This is a genomic window from Sediminicoccus sp. BL-A-41-H5 (assembly GCF_050632405.1).
Classification (GTDB): domain Bacteria; phylum Pseudomonadota; class Alphaproteobacteria; order Acetobacterales; family Acetobacteraceae; genus Roseococcus.
In genome coordinates, this window is sequence record NZ_CP192601.1 from 2447379 (window position 1) to 2466016 (window position 18638).

Annotated in this window: 15 protein-coding genes; 9 read left to right on the top strand and 6 right to left on the bottom strand. The window is 72.3% G+C overall.

The window, feature by feature from the left end; genetic code table 11:
• Positions 1–10 precede the first annotated feature (10 nt).
• Positions 11–1180: a pyridoxal phosphate-dependent aminotransferase gene (locus ACQ860_RS12005; protein WP_431303591.1), complete on the bottom strand. Its 1170-nt coding sequence runs from the start codon at positions 1178–1180 to the stop codon at positions 11–13.
• Between the two features lie 11 nt (positions 1181–1191).
• Positions 1192–2640, bottom strand: coding sequence for a gamma-glutamyltransferase (locus tag ACQ860_RS12010; RefSeq protein WP_431303592.1), 1449 nt, complete (start codon positions 2638–2640; stop codon positions 1192–1194).
• A gap of 199 nt (positions 2641–2839) precedes the next feature.
• On the opposite strand from ACQ860_RS12010, the gene ACQ860_RS12015 reads away from it, so the two are divergent.
• Positions 2840–3574: a DsbA family protein gene (locus ACQ860_RS12015; RefSeq protein ID WP_431303593.1), complete on the top strand. Its 735-nt coding sequence runs from the start codon at positions 2840–2842 to the stop codon at positions 3572–3574.
• A gap of 4 nt (positions 3575–3578) precedes the next feature.
• A complete protein-coding gene (gene hmgA / locus ACQ860_RS12020) occupies positions 3579–4880 on the top strand; it encodes a homogentisate 1,2-dioxygenase (protein WP_431303594.1) in 1302 nt (433 codons plus the stop codon).
• Positions 4881–5020: 140 nt separating this feature from the next.
• On the opposite strand, the gene ACQ860_RS12025 is transcribed toward hmgA, so the two are convergent.
• Positions 5021–7054 carry an ATP-binding protein gene (locus ACQ860_RS12025; protein WP_431303595.1) on the bottom strand — a complete coding sequence of 678 codons (2034 nt, stop codon included), beginning with the start codon at positions 7052–7054 and terminating at the stop codon, positions 5021–5023.
• A gap of 237 nt (positions 7055–7291) precedes the next feature.
• Between ACQ860_RS12025 and ACQ860_RS12030 the strand changes: the two genes are divergently transcribed.
• The 3 genes from ACQ860_RS12030 to fahA all read left to right on the top strand — a co-directional run bounded on the left by ACQ860_RS12030 (position 7292) and on the right by fahA (position 12233).
• The gene (locus tag ACQ860_RS12030; RefSeq protein ID WP_431303596.1) at positions 7292–8530 is read left to right on the top strand and encodes a response regulator; all 1239 of its coding nucleotides are present in this window, start codon (positions 7292–7294) and stop codon (positions 8528–8530) included.
• On the top strand, positions 8527–10626 hold the full coding sequence (locus ACQ860_RS12035; protein WP_431303597.1) for an ATP-binding protein: 2100 nt from the start codon (positions 8527–8529) through the stop codon (positions 10624–10626). The genes ACQ860_RS12030 and ACQ860_RS12035 overlap by 4 nt, the downstream gene beginning before the upstream one ends.
• 356 nt (positions 10627–10982) lie before the next feature.
• Positions 10983–12233: a fumarylacetoacetase gene (gene fahA / locus ACQ860_RS12040; RefSeq protein WP_431303598.1), complete on the top strand. Its 1251-nt coding sequence runs from the start codon at positions 10983–10985 to the stop codon at positions 12231–12233.
• A gap of 98 nt (positions 12234–12331) precedes the next feature.
• Here the strand turns inward: fahA and ACQ860_RS12045 are convergent, their stop codons facing one another.
• Positions 12332–12706 carry a hypothetical protein gene (locus ACQ860_RS12045; protein WP_431303599.1) on the bottom strand — a complete coding sequence of 125 codons (375 nt, stop codon included), beginning with the start codon at positions 12704–12706 and terminating at the stop codon, positions 12332–12334.
• Between the two features lie 185 nt (positions 12707–12891).
• On the opposite strand from ACQ860_RS12045, the gene ACQ860_RS12050 reads away from it, so the two are divergent.
• The 3 genes from ACQ860_RS12050 (at position 12892) to ACQ860_RS12060 (ending at position 15159) form a co-directional block, all read left to right on the top strand.
• Positions 12892–13857: a sodium-dependent bicarbonate transport family permease gene (locus tag ACQ860_RS12050; RefSeq protein ID WP_431303600.1), complete on the top strand. Its 966-nt coding sequence runs from the start codon at positions 12892–12894 to the stop codon at positions 13855–13857.
• A complete protein-coding gene (locus ACQ860_RS12055; RefSeq protein WP_318649777.1) occupies positions 13854–14159 on the top strand; it encodes a P-II family nitrogen regulator in 306 nt (101 codons plus the stop codon). Before ACQ860_RS12050 ends, ACQ860_RS12055 begins: the two co-directional genes overlap by 4 nt.
• Positions 14160–14250: 91 nt before the next feature.
• Positions 14251–15159: an acetamidase/formamidase family protein gene (locus ACQ860_RS12060; protein ID WP_431303601.1), complete on the top strand. Its 909-nt coding sequence runs from the start codon at positions 14251–14253 to the stop codon at positions 15157–15159.
• Positions 15160–15169: 10 nt separating this feature from the next.
• Here ACQ860_RS12060 and ACQ860_RS12065 read toward each other — a convergent pair whose 3' ends face one another.
• Together ACQ860_RS12065 and ACQ860_RS12070 are read right to left on the bottom strand one after the other, a co-directional pair.
• Positions 15170–15652, bottom strand: a complete 483-nt coding sequence (locus tag ACQ860_RS12065) for a PaaI family thioesterase (RefSeq protein WP_431303602.1) — start codon at positions 15650–15652, stop codon at positions 15170–15172.
• Positions 15653–15665: 13 nt separating this feature from the next.
• Positions 15666–16562 (bottom strand): 50S ribosomal protein L11 methyltransferase, encoded by an 897-nt coding sequence (locus ACQ860_RS12070; protein ID WP_431305750.1) that lies wholly within the window; start codon positions 16560–16562, stop codon positions 15666–15668.
• A gap of 255 nt (positions 16563–16817) precedes the next feature.
• Between ACQ860_RS12070 and ACQ860_RS12075 the strand changes: the two genes are divergently transcribed.
• A complete protein-coding gene (locus ACQ860_RS12075) occupies positions 16818–18632 on the top strand; it encodes an amidohydrolase (protein ID WP_431303603.1) in 1815 nt (604 codons plus the stop codon).
• Positions 18633–18638: the final 6 nt, after the last annotated feature.

Genomic DNA, 18638 nt, shown 5'->3' on the forward strand with positions numbered 1-18638 from the left:
TGCCGGCGGACTACCTCGCCAGCCACCCCTTGAGCCGCCCCGGCGCCTCCGCCATCGCGGCTTCATCCCCGCAATAGCTGAAGCGCAGGAAGCGCGCGCCGCGCGTGCGGTCGAAATCCACGCCGGGCGTGGCCGCGATGCCGGCGCCCCCCAGCATCCGCGCCGCGAATTCCACGCTGTCATTGGTCAGGTGCGAGACGTCGCACCACAGATAGAACGCCCCATCCGCCGCCGCGATCCGGTCGAACCCGGCGCGCGGCAGCCCCTCCAGCAGGCGCGCCCGGCTGCGGGCATAGGCGGCCTTCTTGCCTTCCAGTTCCTCGACGCAATCCATCGCCGCCTGGGCCGCCACCTGCGCCACATGCGGGGCCGAGATGAACATGTTCTGCGCCAGGCACTCCACCGGCCGCACCAGATCCTCCGGCAGCACCAGCCAGCCGATGCGCCAGCCCGTCATGCACCAGTATTTGCTGAAGCTGTTGACGATGACCGCACTCTCGGAAAACGCCGCGGCACTGCTCTCCGCCACGCTGCCCCAGGAAAGCCCGTGATAGATCTCATCCGAGATCAGCCGCACCCCCTTCGCGTGGCACCAGGCCGCGATCGCCGCCAGTTCCTCGGGCGAAAGCATGGTGCCGGCCGGGTTGCACGGGCTCGCGATCACGAGGCCCTCCGGCAGCGGGTCGAGCTTCTCCAGCATGGCGAGGCTCGGCTGGAAGCGTGTCTCGGGCCCGCATTCCAGCAACACCGGCTCCATGCCGAGCGCCGTCAGGATATTCGCATAGGGCGGGTAGAAGGGGGCGGCCATCGCCACCCGGTCGCCCCGGTCGAAGGCCGCCAGGAAGGCCAGCGGAAAGGCGCCGGACGCCCCCACCGTCACCGCGATGCGCGCGGCCGGCACGGAAAGCCCGTAATGCTCCGCGTAATGGCGCGAAATCCGCTCGCGCAGCCCCGGCAGGCCGAAGGCCTCGGTATAGCCCAGCGGCGCGCCCGATCGCAGGGCTTCCATGGCGGCCTCGACCGCGCCAGCGGGTGCGGCCGTCCCCGGCTGTCCCACCTCCATGCGCAGGATGCCGGGCGCGCCCGGGGGCAGGCTCGCGGCGCGCGCATTGGCGGCGGCGATCACATCCATCACCAGGAAGGGCGGCGCCTCCGCCCCCCGGCCAACCTTGAGCCCCATTGGCTTCAGGCTCACCTGTCGGTGGCGCCCATGGCGACACCCGTGCCGCGCGGATCCGACAGCGTGGTGCAGAGCGAGGGCCAGCCCGGCAGGTAGCGCGGGCACATCCCCAGCTGCGAGCGTCCCGGCTCCGGGACGATCTGCACCGCCGCCTCGGCCCCCGCATCGCGCAGCATCTGGGCCGCCATCGGCCCGGCGACCGCCATCGCCGCCCCCTCCTGGCCCGAGCCCGCGGCCGCCATGCGGAAGGCGCGCAGATTGGGGTTCCAGCCCACGGCGGCGGCCAGCAACGGCGGCTGCACACGGCCGATATTGGGTGCCGCCGCCATCAGGAAGCCCATGCCCGGCGCGATGCGCCCCGTGCCGAAAAGGTTGTTCATGGTGAAGGCGCAGGTCACCGCGTTGCCGTCCTTGTCATAGACCATGAGGCCCGCGCTGGCCGGCAGATTGCCCGGCAGCCCGCCCGGCAGCCCGGCCTCGCTCAGCAGGGCCTGCGGGTCGCCCCCGCGCTGGCGCCAGGCGGCGGCCACGGCCAGCGCGCGGGCCTCCGCCTCCTCCAGCCGCTCGTTCGCCTGCAGCGCCTGGAAGGCGGCGGCGGCGGCCAGGCCGCCATCGGCCGGCGGCGGCAGGAAGGCGATCCGGTCGCCACCCCGCGCATTGATGAAGACCGGGCGCACCACCTCGGGCAGGGCCGCGCGCATCTCGCCCACGCTGATGGTCCCGGCGCCGATCTGGCCCGTCGCCTCCTCGATGCGCCGCGCCAGGGCACCCTGGTGCAGATCGCCCACGCCGGCCACGCGCAGCGCCGTCAGCGTGCCGCCCAGCGCCGGGTTCTGGAAGCGGTCCCCCACCGCGATGGCCCGCCCATCGGGCGTGCCGAACACCGCCCGCGCCTGCGGGTCGGCGAAGAGCGGCGCCTGCACCGCCACCAGGTCATTGTAGAGCGCGCGCGACATGGGCGCGCCGAAGCGGGCCAGCTGCTCGGCCGGCGCGATCAGCTCCTCGAAGGGCCGGCCGCGCGGCATGCGCGCCTGCACGGCGAACAGCCCGCGCGCCATCAGCGGCACGGCGGCCGGGCGGTCCGCGTTGGGCGGGATGCCGGCGCGCGGCCCGGGCAGGAAGACCAGCGCCTCCGGGTCGTTGCGGCGCACGTCATAGAGGATGCACGCCCCGCCGCCGCCGAGGCCGACGCGCGAGGGCAGCGTCACCGTCATGGTGAAGGCCGCCGCCACCGCCGCATCCGCCGCATTGCCGCCGGCCGAGAGGATGTCCCGCGCCACGGCGGCCGCGACGGGTTCCTCGGCCGCCACACCGCCCAGGAAGCCGCGCACATGGCCCGGCGTGCCCGCGGGCACGGCGGGGGCACCCAGCAGCGAATTGGTGGCGTTCCGCGTGGCGTCGCAGCCGGCCAGCGTGAGGCCGCCCAGCACCAGGGCCATCAGGCGGATCGGACTCTTCATGTGCCGCGGGGTGTTGCTCATGCGTTCGACGCTCTGTTCCTCAAGCGGCCGGACCCTCCCGGCGGGTCACCTGGGATAGACGCCTTCGCCCCCCCAAGCAACGCCGCACCCGTTTTTTGCCCCTGGCTTCCCGACCCTGGGCGCGACGCCGCCGCCCGGATCGGCTATAACATGCCCCGGAAGAGGAGCCTGACAGGGCATGAAGACAACAGTGAAGCGGCGCGGCCTCCTGGCGCTCGCCGCGCTGGTCCCGGGCACGGCCCTGGCGCAACCCCTCACGGCCGAGCAGCGGGCCGAGGTGGTGCAGATCCTGCGCGATTCGCTCCGCCAGGACCCCTCCATCCTGCGCGACGCCCTCTCCGGCCTCGAACTGGCCGAGGAGACGGAGCGCGCCGCGGCCCAGACCCGCGCCATTGCGAGCCGCGCCGAGGCCCTCTTCCGTGACCCGCGGGACGCGGTGAAGGGCAACCCGCAGGGCCGCGTCACCATCGTCGAGTTCTTCGACGCGCGCTGCGGCTTCTGCAAGCAGCTGCACCCGACCATGGAGCAGCTCCTCCAGCGCGAGCGCGACGTGCGGGTGGTGATGAAGGACATGCCGATCCTCGGCCCCAATTCCATCGCCGCCTCCCGCGCGCTGATCGCGGCCCAGCGCCAGAACCAGTATGGCGCGCTCTATGACGCGCTGATGCGCCTGCGCGAGGAACCGACCGAGCCCGTGCTGCGCCGCGAGGCCGAGCGCCTGCGCCTCGACTGGGCCCGGCTGCGCCGCGACATGGACGACACCGCCACCACAACCCGCATCGAGCGCAACCTGGAGCTGGCCCGCGCCCTCGGCATCCAGGGGACGCCGGCGCTCATCGCCGGCACCACGCTCATCCCCGGCGCCGTGGACCTCGCCACCCTTCAGCGGCTGACGGCCGCGCAGCGGAGCTGACCGCATGAACCAAGGCTACATGAGCGGCTTCGGCAATGGCTTCGAGACGGAGGCCCTGCCCGGCGCACTTCCCATCGGCCGCAACTCGCCCCAGCGCTGCGCCTATGGCCTCTATGCCGAGCAGCTTTCGGGCTCGCCCTTCACCGCGCCGCGCGCGACGAACGAGCGCTCCTGGCTCTACCGCATCCGCCCCACCGTGGCCCATTGGGGCCGCTTCCAGCCGATGGACACGCGCCATTGGCGCACCGCGCCCTGCGCCGAGGTCGCGATGGCCCCCGCGCCGCTGCGCTGGGACCCGCTGCCCCTGCCCGGCGAGAGCCTCTCCTTCATCGAGGGCATCCACACCATCACCACCGCCGGCGATGCGGGCGCGATGGCGGGCATGGCGGCCCACATCTACCTCGCCACGCGCTCCATGGCGGATGAGGTGTTCTACAATGCCGATGGCGAGATGCTCATCGTGCCCCAGCAGGGCGCGCTCCGTCTCGTCACCGAATTCGGCGTGATCGACGCGGCCCCGGGCGAGATCGCCGTCCTCCCGCGCGGCGTGAAGTTCCGCGCGGAGCTGCCCGACGGCCCCGCCCGCGGCTATATCTGCGAGAATTACGGCGGCGGCCTGACCCTGCCCGAGCGCGGCCCGATCGGCGCCAATTGCCTGGCCAATCCGCGCGACTTCCTCACCCCCGTCGCCGCCTATGAGGACCGCGACGCGCCCACGAAGCTGATGGTGAAATGGGGCGGCAGCCTCTGGGCGACGGAGATCGGCCATTCGCCGCTCGACGTCGTCGCCTGGCACGGCAATTACGCGCCCTACAAATACGACCTGCGGCGCTATTCGCCCGTCGGCCCGCTGCTGTTTGATCACGCGGACCCCAGCATCTTCACCGTGCTGACCTCGGCCTCCGAGACGCCGGGCACGGCGAACATCGACTTCGTGATCTTCCCCGAGCGCTGGATGGTGGCGGAGAACACCTTCCGCCCGCCCTGGTACCACATGAACGTGATGAGCGAGTTCATGGGCCTGATCTACGGCATCTATGACGCCAAGACCGGCGGCGGTTTCGCGCCTGGCGGCTTCTCGCTGCACAACACCATGCTGCCGCACGGCCCGGACATGGACGCCTTCGAGGCGGCGAGCCGCGCGGAACTCAAGCCGCACAAGCTCACCGGCACGCTCGCCTTCATGTTCGAAACCCGCTTCCCGCAGCGCGTCACCGCCTTCGCGGCGGGCGTGGCGCAATTGCAGCAGGACTACCCGAGCTACGGCGCGGCGCTGAAGCGCAACTTCGACCCGACGAAGCCCTGAGGGGGGGGGCCCTGAGGGGCAGCCCACCAGACTCCTCCGCGCGCAAGGCGCGCGGCGCCGCCCAACAGGGCTCTGGGCCCGGCGCGACCGTGGCGCGGCGAAGCCAAGCGGCCGGAGCCGGCGCCCGGCGCCTGAGGGGGCTAAACCAGGTTCACCGGCCGCAGCGCCGGCGCCGCGGCCGGCAGACATAGCGTGAAGACCGCGCCGTCGCACGAGTTCCGCGCCTCGATCGTCCCGCCCATCGCCTGGATCAGCCCGTGCGAGATGGACAGGCCGAGGCCCGTGCCGGTTTCCGGCCCCTTGGTGGTCACGAAGGGTTCGAAGATCCGGGCCAGCACCTCGGCCGGGATGCCGCCGCCGGTATCGGCGAGGGTGAGCGCCACGCGCTCGCCCTCCAGCGGCTCCGCCGTGATGCGGATGCGCCGCGTGGCACCCGCGGGCAGGGCCCGCATCGCGTCACGCGCATTGATCACGAGGTTCAGCAGCGCCTGTTCGATGCCGACCGCATGGCCCATCACCACCGGCGCCGGCTGGCCGAGATCCACCTCCACGCGCACCGCGGCATCGCGCAGCGCGGCATCGGCCAGCGCCAACGTCTGCCGCACCACATGGCCGAGGTCCACTGGCCGCGGCGCCGCCCCCTCGGGCGTGCCACGCGCGAAGCGCCGCAGGTTCTCGATGATGTCGGCCGCATGGGCCACCTGCTCGATGATGCGGTCCAGCCGCTCCGCCACCGGCGCGCCATGCGCGGCCGAGATCAGCGCGTTCTCGGCCAGCAGCGAGACGGATTGCAGCGGCTGCTTGAGTTCATGCGCGATGCCCGCCGCCATCTCGCCCAGCGAGGAGAGCCGCCCCGCCGCCGCCGCCCGCGCGGCCGCGCGCAGCTCGGCCTCCACGTTCAGCACATAGCCCACCATCTCGCCCCCGCCATCGGCGCGCAGCGTCAGGCGTCGCGCATGCGTGCGCATGGCGCGGTGGTGGCCATCGGGCTGGATCATCTGCCAGTCGGTCGTCCCGCTGCCGTCGCGCATCACGGCGGCGAAGAAGCTCTCGGCCGTCACGCCGGGCGCGTAGAGCGGGCTCCGGTCATCATGGTCGCGCAGCTGCGCGGTCGGCCAGCCGGTCACCACCGCGATGTCGCCCGCGCGATAGAGCAGGCGGGAGCGCCCATCCGCCGCCACATCGCGCAGGAAGATCACGGCCGGCAGGCCGCCCAGAAGGCGCTCGATCTCATCCCGCCCCGCGCGCAGCGCCGCCGCCTCCTGCCGCGCCACGCGCAGCGCCTCGCGCCGGTGCGCGAGGGCGAGCAGGCCGATGGCGACGGCCAGCGCCACGACGGCGGCCAGGGACCAGCCGATGATGACGCTGGCGGCGATCGCCTGCCCCACCCGGGTGCGGCCGACGAAGACCATCCAGTCCGGCACCTGGGTCAGCCGCTCGAAGGCGAAGGTGGTCACCTGCCAGTCCACCCGCGCGGCAACGATGATGCCGCGCTGCCGCCCCTGCGTGCTGGCCAGAACATCGGGCGGGCTCGGCGTGCCGAGCGGCGGGCCCGCCGCACCCCGCGTGTGCATCGCGATGTGCCCCCGGCTGTCCGTGACGGCCACGAACTCGGCCTGGCCGCTGCCGAGCGGCACGATGGCCTGCAGCAGGTTCTCGGGCGGGAAGCGGAACACCACCATGAACACCGGCTGGTCCCCGCTCATCACCGGCGCCACCACGGCGATGCTCTGCTCGCTGGAATAGTCGAGGAAGAGGTCGGAGATCACCGGCCGCCGCTCCGCCGCCGCCCGCGCTGCCGCGCGCAGCAAGGTCTGGCGCTCATCGGGCCGCGGGTGCACCGGCAGCGGCGCGGTCAGCGGCACGTCGCTCGCGGCATGGAGATCGAAGGCGGGCGGCGGGCCCAGCAGAAGCACATCCCCGCCCATCAGCTGCGCCGCCGCCCGGGCGCGGGCATGGAAGCTCGCGTGGTTGTCGTCCCGCAGCAGGGAGGGCGCGAGGGAGAGCGTGGTCATCGCCGCCACATAGGCGCCCAGGCGCGCATCCACCGCCGCCGCCACCAGGGCCGCAGTGTCGCGCATGCGCTCATTCTCTGCCTCGCGATAGGCGCGGACCGCCTCGGTGACGGCGAAGCCCGCGAGAAGCAGCAGCGGCAGCAGGGCCAGCAGCGCCATGCCCATGCTCCGCCGCCCGGCGGGGCGGGCTCGGGCGCTCGGCGTCTCGGGCGATCGGACTGGCACGCGGCGGGACCATCCCTCGTGATGGAACATTCTAGCATCACTCGGCCCGGCCTGGCACGCCCCGGACTTCCCCTGGCCCGGCGTGACTTCGCCCGCCCTTTGTGGTTGATTGCACCACCGGGAAGACCGCATCCCGCGGCTGCCAGACGATCCCGCCGGAGGAGGAGCAGCATGTCGCAAGCCACCAGCCCGGGCTCCATCACCTGGGCCAATGGCGCGGCGATCGGCGTGCTCGTCGTGGATGACGAGCCGGTGGTGGCCGAGCAGCTCGCCCAAGGCCTCGCCGCGCACGGCCTGCGGACCGGCTTCGTCCACAACGCGACCGACGCCCTGGCCCGCCTGGATGCCGACCCCGGAATCGGCGTGGTGGTGACCGACATCCGCATGCCCGGCGGCGACGGCCTCGGCCTCGCGCAGAAGATCCTCTCCCAGCGCCCGGCCAGCGCGGCGGTGGAGGTGATCATCATCACCGGCCACGCGACGATCGACGACGCGACGGCCGCCGTCCGCACCGGCGTGGCCGATTTCCTCCGCAAGCCCTTCCGCCTGGCCGAGGCCGTGCAGGCCGTGACCAAGGCCATGGCGCGGGTCGTCGCGCATCGCGCGCAGGCGAGCGAGCGCGCCGCGGTGAGCGACCGCCTGGCCAGCATGGAGCAGGAACGCGCCGCCCTGCTGGAGCGCATGCGCGAACTGGGCGAGCGCCTGGCCGCGCAATCCGCCCCCGCCGCCGCGACCGCCGCGATCGAGCGCGACATGGCCGCCATCTCCCACGCGCTGCGCACGCCGCTCATCGCCATCTCGGGCGGCGCGGAGCTGCTGGCCCATGGCGGCCTCTCGCCCACCCATGAGGCCGAGTATCATGACATGCTGCGCGGCGGCGTGCAGCGCGTGGTCCAGGCCGTGGAGCTGGTCGAGGAGCTGCACCGCATGGAGCGCCCGACGACCGGCGAGGCCCCCGCCGCCGTGCCCCTCGCCGCCGTGCTTCGCGCGGCGGTGGAAGCGGCGCGGCCCATGGCCGATGCGAAGCGCCTGCGCTTCGGCGCCGCGCCCGTCCTGCCGGAGCTTTCCGCCGGCGGCATCCCCTCCCGCCTGCGCCGCGCGGTCGAGCAATGCGTGGTCGCCGCGGTGGATTGGTGCGCCGAGGGCGGCGACGTGCTCGCCCAGCTCGAGCGGCACGAGGAAGCGGGCGCGGCCTGGGCACTGGTCACGCTGCTGGCCGGCCCGGCCGACGGGCTGGAACCGCCGCCCCCCGGCATCGCCCTCCCCGTCACCGGCTCGGCCCATGCGCGCACGCAGGAATCGCTGCATTTCGCCATCGCGCGCCGCATCGCCGAGCAGCATGGCGGGCGGCTCACCTCCTGGAATGGCGGTCCGGGCCGCATGGCGATCCGCCTCGCATTGAGGCTGTGACGGAGGCCCGCGCCGAGGGGCGCCGGCTGCGCGGCGGGGCCTATGCGGTCCTGTTGGGCGTGCTGATGATGCTGGGCGTCGGCGGCTTCCTGCTGGTGCGCAGCGAGGCGATGCGGCTGCAGCACACGGCCGAGGCCGAGAATCTCCGCCTCGTCGCCGTCGGTGCCCAGGCCGCCACGCATGGCCTGCGCCAGACGCTGGAGGCGGTGAGCTCCATGCAGAGCCTCGCCGCCTCGCTCGCCCTCAGCTACGCCGAGCCGGGCGCACCGGAGCGGCGCGTGATCGAGGGCCTGCTGCGCGATGTCGCGACACAGGGCCGCTTCGGCATCCTGCAGGTCGCGCTGATCGACCGGGACGGATACCTCGCCTGGTCCACCGCAGCGGGCTTCGTGGGCGTGGACCTGGCCGACCGCGAGCATTTCCGCGTCCATTTGGATGGCTGGCAAGGCGCCTTCGTCAGCGTGCCGCTCATCGGCCGCGCCTCGGGACGCTGGAGCCTCAACATCACCAGCGGGATCCGCGATGCGGATGGCGGCTTCGTGGGCGTGGCCGTGGTCTCGGTGGACCCGATGCTGCTCTCGGCCAGCATGGGGGAGCTGCAATTCGCCGCCGGCGTCACCGTGAACCTGCTGCGCCGGGACGGCATCGTGCTGGCGCGCAGCCAGCAGACGGCCGAGATGCTGGGCGTGCTGCGCGCGGGGCCGGACCTGCCGCGCATCCAGGAAGAGCCCGTCGGGCAGAAGATCACCCAGGGGCCGATCTCCGGCCGGGCCATCTTCCTCGCCTGGCGGCAGATCGCCGGCTGGCCGCTCGCCGTCACCTTCGCGATCGATTCCGCTTCGGCGATGCAGGATTCTGCCCGCCACGCGCAGGATCTCTACGTCCTTCTGGTGGTGGCGCTCGCCGCCGTGGCGATCGGCGGCCTGCTGCTGATCGAGCTGCGCGCCCGCCGCGCCGCCCGCGAGACGATGGCGGCGGTGGAGGCCTCGCGCGCCGAGATCAGCCGCCTGCTGAACGGCCTGCCGGGCGCGGCCTATCGCAGCCTTCTCTCCCCGGAGGGCGAGCTGAGGCGGCTGCATCTCTCGCCCGCCATCGCCCGCATCACCGGCTGGCCGCTGGAGCGCTTCGCCCCCGCCGGCTCCTACAACGCGATCATCGAGCCGGAGTTCCGCCACGGACTCCACGGCTTCTTCCTCGCGGTGCGGCAGGCGGGGCACGGCACGATGGAATACCGCCTCTACGGCGCCGCCGGCCCGATCTGGGTGCGTGACGATTGCCGCGTGATCAGCGCCCTGCCCGATGGCTGCGTCGAGGTGGTGGGCCTCATCACCGACATCACGGCCGAGCGGCAGCTCAAGGCGCAGGCGCTTTCCGCCGCGCGGCTGGCGACCCTGGGCGAGATGGCGGCCGGCGTCGCGCATGAGCTGAACCAGCCCTGCGCCGCCATCACCCTCGCGGCCGACCTCGCGGCGCTCGAGCTGGCACAGGGTGGCGAGGAGCGGACCACCTCCGCCGCGCGGCGGCTGGACGAGATCGCCCGCCAGACGCTCCGGATGCGCAGCGTGATCGATCACTTCCGTCTCTTCGCGCGGGTGGACCAGGGCGGCGAGACGGCGGTGGACTGGGCCCAGGCGTTGGCCGGCGCGCTGACCATCGCGGGCGGCACCATGGCGGCCTCGGAGGTGCGGGTCGAGACGGCGCTGCCCTCCCTCCTGCCGCCGGTGCGTGGCAGCCTGATCGCGCTGGAACAGGTGCTGGTCAACCTGCTGGTCAATGCGCGCGATGCCATGGAGGAAATCCCCGCGGAGGAGCGCCGGGTCCGCATCTCCGCCGAGGTGACGGAGGATGGCGCCTTCGTCGTGCTGCGCGTCCGCGACAACGGCATGGGCCTGGCGCGCGAGGCGCAGGAGCGCGGCTTCGAGCCCTTCTTCACCACCAAGCCGGTCGGCAAGGGGACCGGCCTCGGCCTTTCCATCATCCATGGCACGGTAACGGGCTTCGGCGGCACCGTGACCCTGGGGAACCACCCGGAGGGCGGCGCCGAGGCGGAGATCCGCCTGCCGGTGGCGGTGGTGGCGGCGCCGGCGCCCGCCTGACCGCGCGCCATTGGCGCATATCGGCCCGCGCGCCATTGGCGCGTATCCGCCCGCGCGCCATTGGCGCATATCCACCCGCGCGCCATTGGCGCATATCCACCCGCGCGCCATTGGCGCGTATCCGCCCGCGCGCCATTGGCGCATATCCACCCGCGCGCCATTGGCGCATATCCACCCGCGCGCCATTGGCGCATATCCACCCGCGCGCCATTGGCGCGACGCACGAAGCGGGCCAGACTCGCCGCCGGCGTGCTTCAGGCGAGGCGGCTTCGCCTGGCGCGCCGGACCATGTGTGACGACACATCCCCAGGCCCGCGCCCGCTTGCGCGAAATGGCCCTGGCCAGAGGAGACGCCCATGCCCGATGCCACGCATGACCCCGCCCGCCGGAGCTGGGTCGCCTCCGCCAATGGCCATCCCGACTTCCCCATCCAGAACCTGCCGCTCGGCCTCTTCACGCCCCCGGGCGGGGGCGCGCCGCGCGCCGGGGTCGCCATCGGCGACGCCATCCTGGAGCTGGAGGAGGCGCCGCCCGACGGCACGCTGAACGCGCTGCTGGCCCAGGGGGCCGCCTTCCGCCGCGCGCTGCGCGCCCGCCTTTCGGAGGAGCTGGCCGAGGGCAGCGCCGCGCAATCCCGCCTCGCCCCCCGCCTGCATGAGGCCGCCGCCTGCACCCTGCACCTGCCCGCCCGCATCGGCGACTACACGGATTTCTACGTGGGCATCCATCACGCGACGGCGGTGGGCAAGCTCTTCCGGCCGGACAACCCGCTGCTGCCCAACTACCGGCACGTCCCCATCGCCTATCACGGCCGCGCCTCCTCCATCCTGCCCTCGGGCACGCCCTTCCGCCGCCCCACGGGCCAGCTGCCCCGGCCCGACGGCCCGGTCTTCGGCCCCTGCGAGAAGCTGGACTACGAGCTGGAGCTCGGCATCTGGATCGGCCCGGGCAACGCCCAGGGCGCGCCCATCCCCATCGCGCACGCCGCCGATCACATCGCGGGCTTCTGCCTGCTGAACGACTGGTCGGCCCGCGACATCCAGGCCTGGGAGTACCAGCCGCTCGGCCCCTTCCTGGGCAAGAGCTTCGCCACCAGCATCAGCCCCTGGATCGTGACGCCCGAGGCGCTGGAACCCTTCCGCATTCCCCAGCCGCCCCGCCCGGCGGGCGACCCTCCCCCCCTGCCCTATCTGTGGGACGCGGCCGACCAGGCTTCAGGCGGCCTCGGCCTCGCGCTCGAGGCCTGGCTGGTCACACCCGGCCTCGCGGCGCAGGGCCTGCCGCCGCACCGCATCGCCGACAGCCATGCGCGCCACATGTACTGGACCGTCGCGCAGATGGTGGCGCATCACAGCTCGAACGGCTGCAACCTGAACCCGGGCGACCTCTTCGGCTCCGGCACCATCTCCGGCCCCGGGCGCGAGGGCTATGCCAGCCTGCTGGAAGCGACCCAGGGCGGGCGCGAGCCCTTGAAGCTCGCCTCCGGCGAGGAGCGCGGCTTCCTGGAGGATGGGGACGAGGTGATTCTGCGCGCCATCGCCCGGCGCGAAGGGTTCGTGCCCATCGGCTTCGGCGAATGCCGGGGGCGCGTGCTGCCGGCGGGCTGACCCGGCCTGGACCGTGATCCGCTATCGCTGGATCACGGTCTGGCCTCGTTGAGAGGATGATCCACCGCTTCGGCGATTCCGGCTCAACGCATCATGCCCTAGACCCGCTGCAGCAGGCGCGATTTCTCCCGCTCGGAGAGCCCGGTCTGCGACCAGACCCCCTCGGACCAGGCCGGCGCCTCCTCCAGGATGGCGACGACCTCCGCCGTCTCCAGCGTCTCGGCATATTCATTGGCGGTCATCGCCACCGCATCCCAGCGCGCGGCGATGGGCAGGATCACGCCCGCCGGCGGCGGCCCCTCCAACGCCCCGCCCTCGGCCAGCAGCGCCACGCGCCGGGCGGTGACGATGATCCGCGCCGCGGCCTCGATCCGCATCTTCTCCCAGAAGGTGCCCCCCACGAGCGAGGCGAGGGTCTCCAGCGCCTGCTGGCGCATGGCTTCAGGTGAGAGCGTCAGGCCCGCATCGGGCATGGTTTCCTCCGGTGTCGTGGCGGACCCACGTAACTTGACCATGGGGCCCGGGCAGCATGCTCTGCCGCGCCTTGCTCCAGGGTCAACCTTTTCGCATCCGACTCGATATGCATCAAGATGAAGAAAATGCAAGAAATCAACGCCCGGCGTTTCCACCCCGGCCTGTCCTGCTCTAGACGCAGCGCGTGTCGAGCTTCCTCTCCCTGATCCCGCCCCCCGTCATGTTCTTCGCCCTCGGCTTCGGGGCCGGGGCCGTCCGCGCCGAACTCTCCGTGCCCGAGGCGCTGGCGCGCAGCCTCTCGCTCTACCTCATGGTCGCGATCGGCCTGAAGGGCGGCGCGGCGCTGGCGATGCCCGGCGCCTCGGAAGGGCTCTGGGCCGCGCTCACCGCCGGCATCCTGCTCTCCTTCCTGCTGCCGCTGCCGGCCTTCCTGCTGCTGCGCCTGGGCACGAAGCTCGACCGCGAGACGGCCGCCGCCGTCTCCGGCCATTACGGCTCGGTCAGCGTCGTCACCTTCGCCGCCGCCTCGGGCACGCTGGTCACGCTCGGCGTGCCGCAGGAGGGGTTCATGCCCGCCGTGCTGGCCGTGATGGAGACGCCCGCGATCCTGACCGCGCTGCTGCTGGCACGCCTGGGCGGCAGCGCCGACGCGCCCAAGCTCAACGCCCGCAAGCTGGCGCGCGAGGTGCTGCTGAACGGCCCCGTCGTGCTGCTCATGGGCAGCTTCCTGATCGGCTACCTGGCGGGCGAGCCGGGCCGCCGCCAGCTCGCCCCCTTCACCGAGGCGCTGTTCCCGGGCGCGCTCTGCCTCTTCCTGCTGGAGATGGGGCTGATGGCGGTGCGGCAGCTTCGCGCCAGCGGCAAGGGGCTGCCGGTGGCGCTCATCATCTTCGGGCTTCTCATGCCGCTGATCGGCGGCGCGGCGGGCCTCGTCACCGGCCAGTTCATCGGGCTCTCCACCGGCGGCGTCGCGCTGCTGGCGGTCCTCGCCGGCTCGGCCAGCTACATCGCCGTGCCGGCCGCCATGCGCCTCGCCCTGCCGCGCGCCGACGCGGGCATCTACGTCACCCTTTCCGTCGCCATCTCCTTCCCCTTCAATATCCTGGTGGGCATCCCGCTGTGGATTCGCCTCGCCGGGGTGGGAACATGACGCATCAGCGCAAGCGCATCGAAATCGTGGTGGAGGCCGTCCGCGCCGCCGAGGTGACGGACCTGCTGGACCGCCTCGGTGCGACGGGGTGGACGCAGCTTCCCGTCCTCGCCGGGCGCGGCCGCCAGGGCGTGCGCCGCGGCGGCGACCTCTCGGGCGTGCTCGACAATGTGGTGATCATCTGCATCTGCGGCGCGACCGTCGCCGAGCGCGTGATCGAGGCGCGCGAGGAACTGCTGGGCGCGCGTCCGGCCATCGTGAACATCACCGATTGCCAGGTGCTCCGCGCCGAGCATTTCTGAGTCCCGCCGCGGGAAGGCGTCCCCTCCGGGCCGCCGTTCCCTCCGGCGCGATGTGCGCCTAGCCTCTCCCGGCACATCGCCCGAGGACAGCATGGCCCGCCACATCTTCCGCCCGACCCGCTACCACAACACCCTCGGCACCGCCGAACCCTGCCTGCGCGTGGCCGATGGCGACATCATCGTCGCCGAGACGGTGGACGCCTCCGGCCTGGATGCCCATGAAAAGCCGGTGGCGAGCCGCCCCAACCCGATGACCGGCCCCTTCTTCGTGGAGGGCGCCGAGCCCGGCGACACGCTGGCCGTGGAAATCCTCCGCCTCACCCCCAACCGCCGCACGGGCTGGACCTATTCGCCCCTGGCGCTGACCGTGCTCGACCCCGCCGCCATCCTGGAGCGCCCGAAGCAGGAGCGCGCCATCTGGGAGATCAACGCCAACGAAGGCACCGTCCGCCTGCAGGACGCGCCCGCCGCGCTGGCCGGCTTCACGCCGCCGCTGGCGCCGATGATCGGCTGTTTCGGCGTCGCACCCGCGGGCGGCGAGGCGATCTCCACCGCCACCAGCGGCCCGCATGGCGGCAACATGGATTATCGCCGCTTCGCGCCCGGCACGACCGCCTGGTTCCCCGTGGCCGTCCCCGGCGCGCTCTTCTACCTGGGCGACGGCCATGCCGCGCAGGGCGATGGCGAGATCACCGGCACCGGCATCGAGACCTCCTTCGAGATGGAGGTGCGGCTTTCGGTGCTGAAGCGCCGGATCAAGTGGCCGCGCGCCGAGACGGCCGAGGAGATCATCACCCTCGGCAATGCGCGCCCGCTGGACCAGGCCTTGCAGCACGCGACGACGGAGATGCAGGCCTGGCTGGGCGAGGATTACGGCCTCGATCCCCGCGCCGCCGCGCATCTGATGGGCATGGTGGTGCGCTACGATGTCGGGAACGTGTTCAACCCGGCCTATACGGTGGCCTGCCGCATCGCGAAGAAATGGCTGACGAAGGCGTGAGCCGCCCTCGCTAGAGGATCATCAGCGTGGAGGTGCCATGGGCGTAGAGCCTGGCGCCTCCATCCCCCGTCAGCCGCGCCTCCGCGATGGCGGTGCGGCCGCCGCGATGCACCACGCGCCCCTCGCAGGAGACGCGGCCCGAGGCCACCGTCAGCGGACGGGCGTAGTTGACCTTGAGGTCCAGCGTGGTGTGCGCCTTGCCTGCCTCCATCACCGTCCGCACCGCGTTCCACAGCGCCGCATCGAGGATGGTGGCCGCATAGCCGCCATGGGCGATGCCGATGCCGTTGTAGAACTGCTCGCCGATCTCGCCCTCCATCACGGCGAGGCCCTCCTCCGCGCGCACCAGGCGGATGCCCATCAGCGCGAACATCGGGCTGCGCTGCACGCCATCCGCGATGGAGCGTTGCATCGCCTCCAGCCCCGGCAGGCCGGCGTAAGGGGAGGGGCCGTCCAGGCTTTCCCAGGTGACGGTGTGGGTGTGGGTCGTCATGCGCGCGTCTCCCTCAACCCGGCTTCCGCAGCACCAGCGTGGCCCAGGGATCGAGGCTGATCCGCCGCTCCAGCACCAGCCCGGCATGGCGATGCGCGGCCAGCACCATCCGCACCTGCCGGCCGAGCAGCCCGGCCAGGATCGCCCGCCCGCCGGGGCGCAGATGCGCGGCCAGGTCCTTCGCCATGGCGCAGAGCGGCCGCGCCAGGATGTTGGCGAAGATCAGGTCATAGGGCGCGCCGCGCGTGATGGCATGGTGCGCGTAGCCCGTCGCCAGCACCGCGCGCAGCCGGGGCTTCAGCCCGTTCAGCTCCGCATTCTCCCGCGTCACGCGCACGGACCACGGATCAATGTCGCTCGCCAGCGCGCCGACATGCCAGAGCTTGGCCGCGCCCATGGCGAGGATGCCGCTGCCCGTCCCCACATCCAGCACGCGCCGCGCCTTGCGCGGCAAGCCTTCGAGCGCCATCAGGCAGCCCTGGGTCGAGGCATGTTCGCCCGAGCCGAAAGCCAGCCCCGCATCCAGCGTCAGCGCGACGCGCCCATAGGTCGGGCGCGGTTCCACATGGGTCGGCCGGATCAGGAAGCGGCGGCCGATCTCCTGCTCGGGGAAGGCCTCCACCGTGCGGGCGAGCCAGCCCTCGGATTCCGTCGCGTGGCGCGTCAACTCCGCCTCATGCCCCGTCAGGCCGGCGGCGAGCGCCAGCGCCGCCTGCAAGGCATCCTGGTCGGCCAACGCCTCGCGCACCGCCTCGATGCGCCAGTTGCCCGTCTCCTCGTCCAGGAAGAGGGCGACGGTGGCGCTGACCGAGACCAGCGCGGCCTCATAGGCCGGCATGGCATCATCCGGCAGCTGGTCCAGCACCAGGGTTTCGAGCGGCGCGGGCTGTTTCTTCATCGGGCATTCCAGGGGGCAGAAGCGTCCTCGCTACACCCATTCGCCGCCAGCCCCAAACCGCGCGCCGTTTGTAGAATTTTGTGTGCGCCGGGCGATCCGGACATGCGCCATGCCTTGGTTTCGCACGGGGCGCGGCGCTTCGTGACGAACCTGTCACAAAACGCGGACACATTGGATGTCAGGCAAGTGTTGCGCGCCCTATGCCGCGGCACCTAGGTTGCCCGCGGAGCGGGCTGTCCACAGGCCCGCCAAAGGAAAGCCACTGCCATGTGTCGCGCCTGCGTCAGCCCGCTGATCGCCCATCCCTCGCTCTTCACGCAGCCGGGTGGCCTCGCCGGCCTGTTCAAGCCGCCCACCCGGCGCGCCTTCATGGCGACCGCCGTCTCGGCCGCCGCCGCGGCCCCGCTCGCCGGCACCGGCGCCGCCCGGGCGCAGACCATGCCCTGGGCCAATGCGCCGGCCAACGCGCCCGCCCCCAGCGGCCCCGAGACCATCTTCCGCGGCGGCAACATCGTCACCATGGCCGGCGACACGACGGCCGAGGCCGTCGCCGTCACCGGGGGCCGGATCACCGCGCTGGGCAGCACGGCGGATGTCATGGCGCTCGCCACGCCCGCGACGCGGATCGTGAACCTGCAGGGCCGGACGCTGCTGCCGGGCCTGATCGATCCGCACAACCACACCGCCCTCTCCTCGCTCTATCTCGAGCTGCTGACCGATATCGGCTACATGAAGAACCGCACCCGGGCGGACCTGCTGGCCAATCTCCGCCAGCTCGTCGCCAATACGCCGGAAGGCCAGTGGGTGCTGGTGTCGAACTTCGACAACCTGCTCCAGGGCGGCGACCTCTCGCGCACCGAGCTGGACGCCATCTCCACCACGCGGCCCATCTTCGTCTGGTACACCAACGGGCATGACGCGGCGGTGAACAGCCCGGCGCTGCGCGCGGCTAACATCCCGGAAGACATCGGCACCCTGCCCGGCGGCGGCCGTTTCGGGCGCGGGCCGGATGGGAGGCTGGATGGCCGCGTCTATGAGATGAGCGCCCTGCTGCGCATCGTGCAGGCCGGCCTTCCGCGCATCACCCCGCAGATCGCGATCCAGGCGGTCAACCGCTTCATGCAGGCCGCGGCGGCCACCGGCAACACGCTGCTGCACGAGCCCGGCACGATGAAGGCGGAATGGATCGAGGGCTTCCGGCAGATCGCGGCCACGGCGCCGCTGCGCCTCAGCGCCAGCATGATGTACGAGGACATGGCGGGCTTCGCGACCTATCGCAGCCTCGGCATGGGGGCACGCGCGCTGCAGCTGCCCGACACGCTGCTCATGCTCTACGGCGTGAAGATCGTGGGCGACGGCTCCAACCAGACCCGCACCGGCGGCCAGACCCAGCCCTATCTGGGCGGGACCGATGCGGGCACGCCCAATTTCAACGCCGATCAGATGAAGGAGATGGTGGCGACCGTGAAGGCCGCCGGCATGCCCGTGCTGATCCATTGCAATGGCGACAAGACGATCGATTTCGCGCTCGACGCGATCGAGGCCGCCTACGGCAATTCCACCGCCAGCGGCATCAACCGCATCGAGCATGCGACCATCCTGCGGCGGGACCAGATCCAGCGCATGAAGCGGCTCAACGTCGAGCCGAGCTTCCTGATGAACCACGTGACGCTCTATGGCGCCGCCTATCGCGACCAGATCTTCGGCCCGCAGCGCACCGCCATCGCCGACCCCGCCGGCGACTGCATGCGCGAGGGCGTACGCTTCACGCTCCACACGGACAGCCCGTGCTCGCCCATCGGTAGCCTGCGCCTGGTGCAGACGGCGGTGACGCGCATCTGCACGGTGGACAATTCCGTCATCAACGCCGACCAGGCCGTGCCGGTGCGCCGCGCGCTGGAGGCGGTGACGGTGGATGCCGCACGCCAGCTTGGCCTCGAGGATCGCGTGGGCACGGTGGAGCGCGGCAAATGGGCCGATTTCACCATCCTGGAGGACAACCCGCTGACGGTGGATCCGACCAAGATCGCCGCCATCAAGGTGAGCGAGACCTGGGTGAACGGCGAGAAGAAGTTCGGGTGACGCCCC

Coding starts and splice junctions, on each gene's coding strand:
- ACQ860_RS12005 (WP_431303591.1), bottom strand. CDS start 1,180: ATGGGGCTCAAGGTTGGCCGGGGGGCGGAGGCGCCGCCCTTCCTGGTG.
- ACQ860_RS12010 (WP_431303592.1), bottom strand. CDS start 2,640: ATGAAGAGTCCGATCCGCCTGATGGCCCTGGTGCTGGGCGGCCTCACG.
- ACQ860_RS12015 (WP_431303593.1), top strand. CDS start 2,840: ATGAAGACAACAGTGAAGCGGCGCGGCCTCCTGGCGCTCGCCGCGCTG.
- hmgA (WP_431303594.1), top strand. CDS start 3,579: ATGAACCAAGGCTACATGAGCGGCTTCGGCAATGGCTTCGAGACGGAG.
- ACQ860_RS12025 (WP_431303595.1), bottom strand. CDS start 7,054: ATGGCGCTGCTGGCCCTGCTGCCGCTGCTGCTTCTCGCGGGCTTCGCC.
- ACQ860_RS12030 (WP_431303596.1), top strand. CDS start 7,292: ATGTCGCAAGCCACCAGCCCGGGCTCCATCACCTGGGCCAATGGCGCG.
- fahA (WP_431303598.1), top strand. CDS start 10,983: ATGCCCGATGCCACGCATGACCCCGCCCGCCGGAGCTGGGTCGCCTCC.
- ACQ860_RS12045 (WP_431303599.1), bottom strand. CDS start 12,706: ATGCCCGATGCGGGCCTGACGCTCTCACCTGAAGCCATGCGCCAGCAG.
- ACQ860_RS12055 (WP_318649777.1), top strand. CDS start 13,854: ATGACGCATCAGCGCAAGCGCATCGAAATCGTGGTGGAGGCCGTCCGC.
- ACQ860_RS12060 (WP_431303601.1), top strand. CDS start 14,251: ATGGCCCGCCACATCTTCCGCCCGACCCGCTACCACAACACCCTCGGC.
- ACQ860_RS12065 (WP_431303602.1), bottom strand. CDS start 15,652: ATGACGACCCACACCCACACCGTCACCTGGGAAAGCCTGGACGGCCCC.
- ACQ860_RS12075 (WP_431303603.1), top strand. CDS start 16,818: ATGTGTCGCGCCTGCGTCAGCCCGCTGATCGCCCATCCCTCGCTCTTC.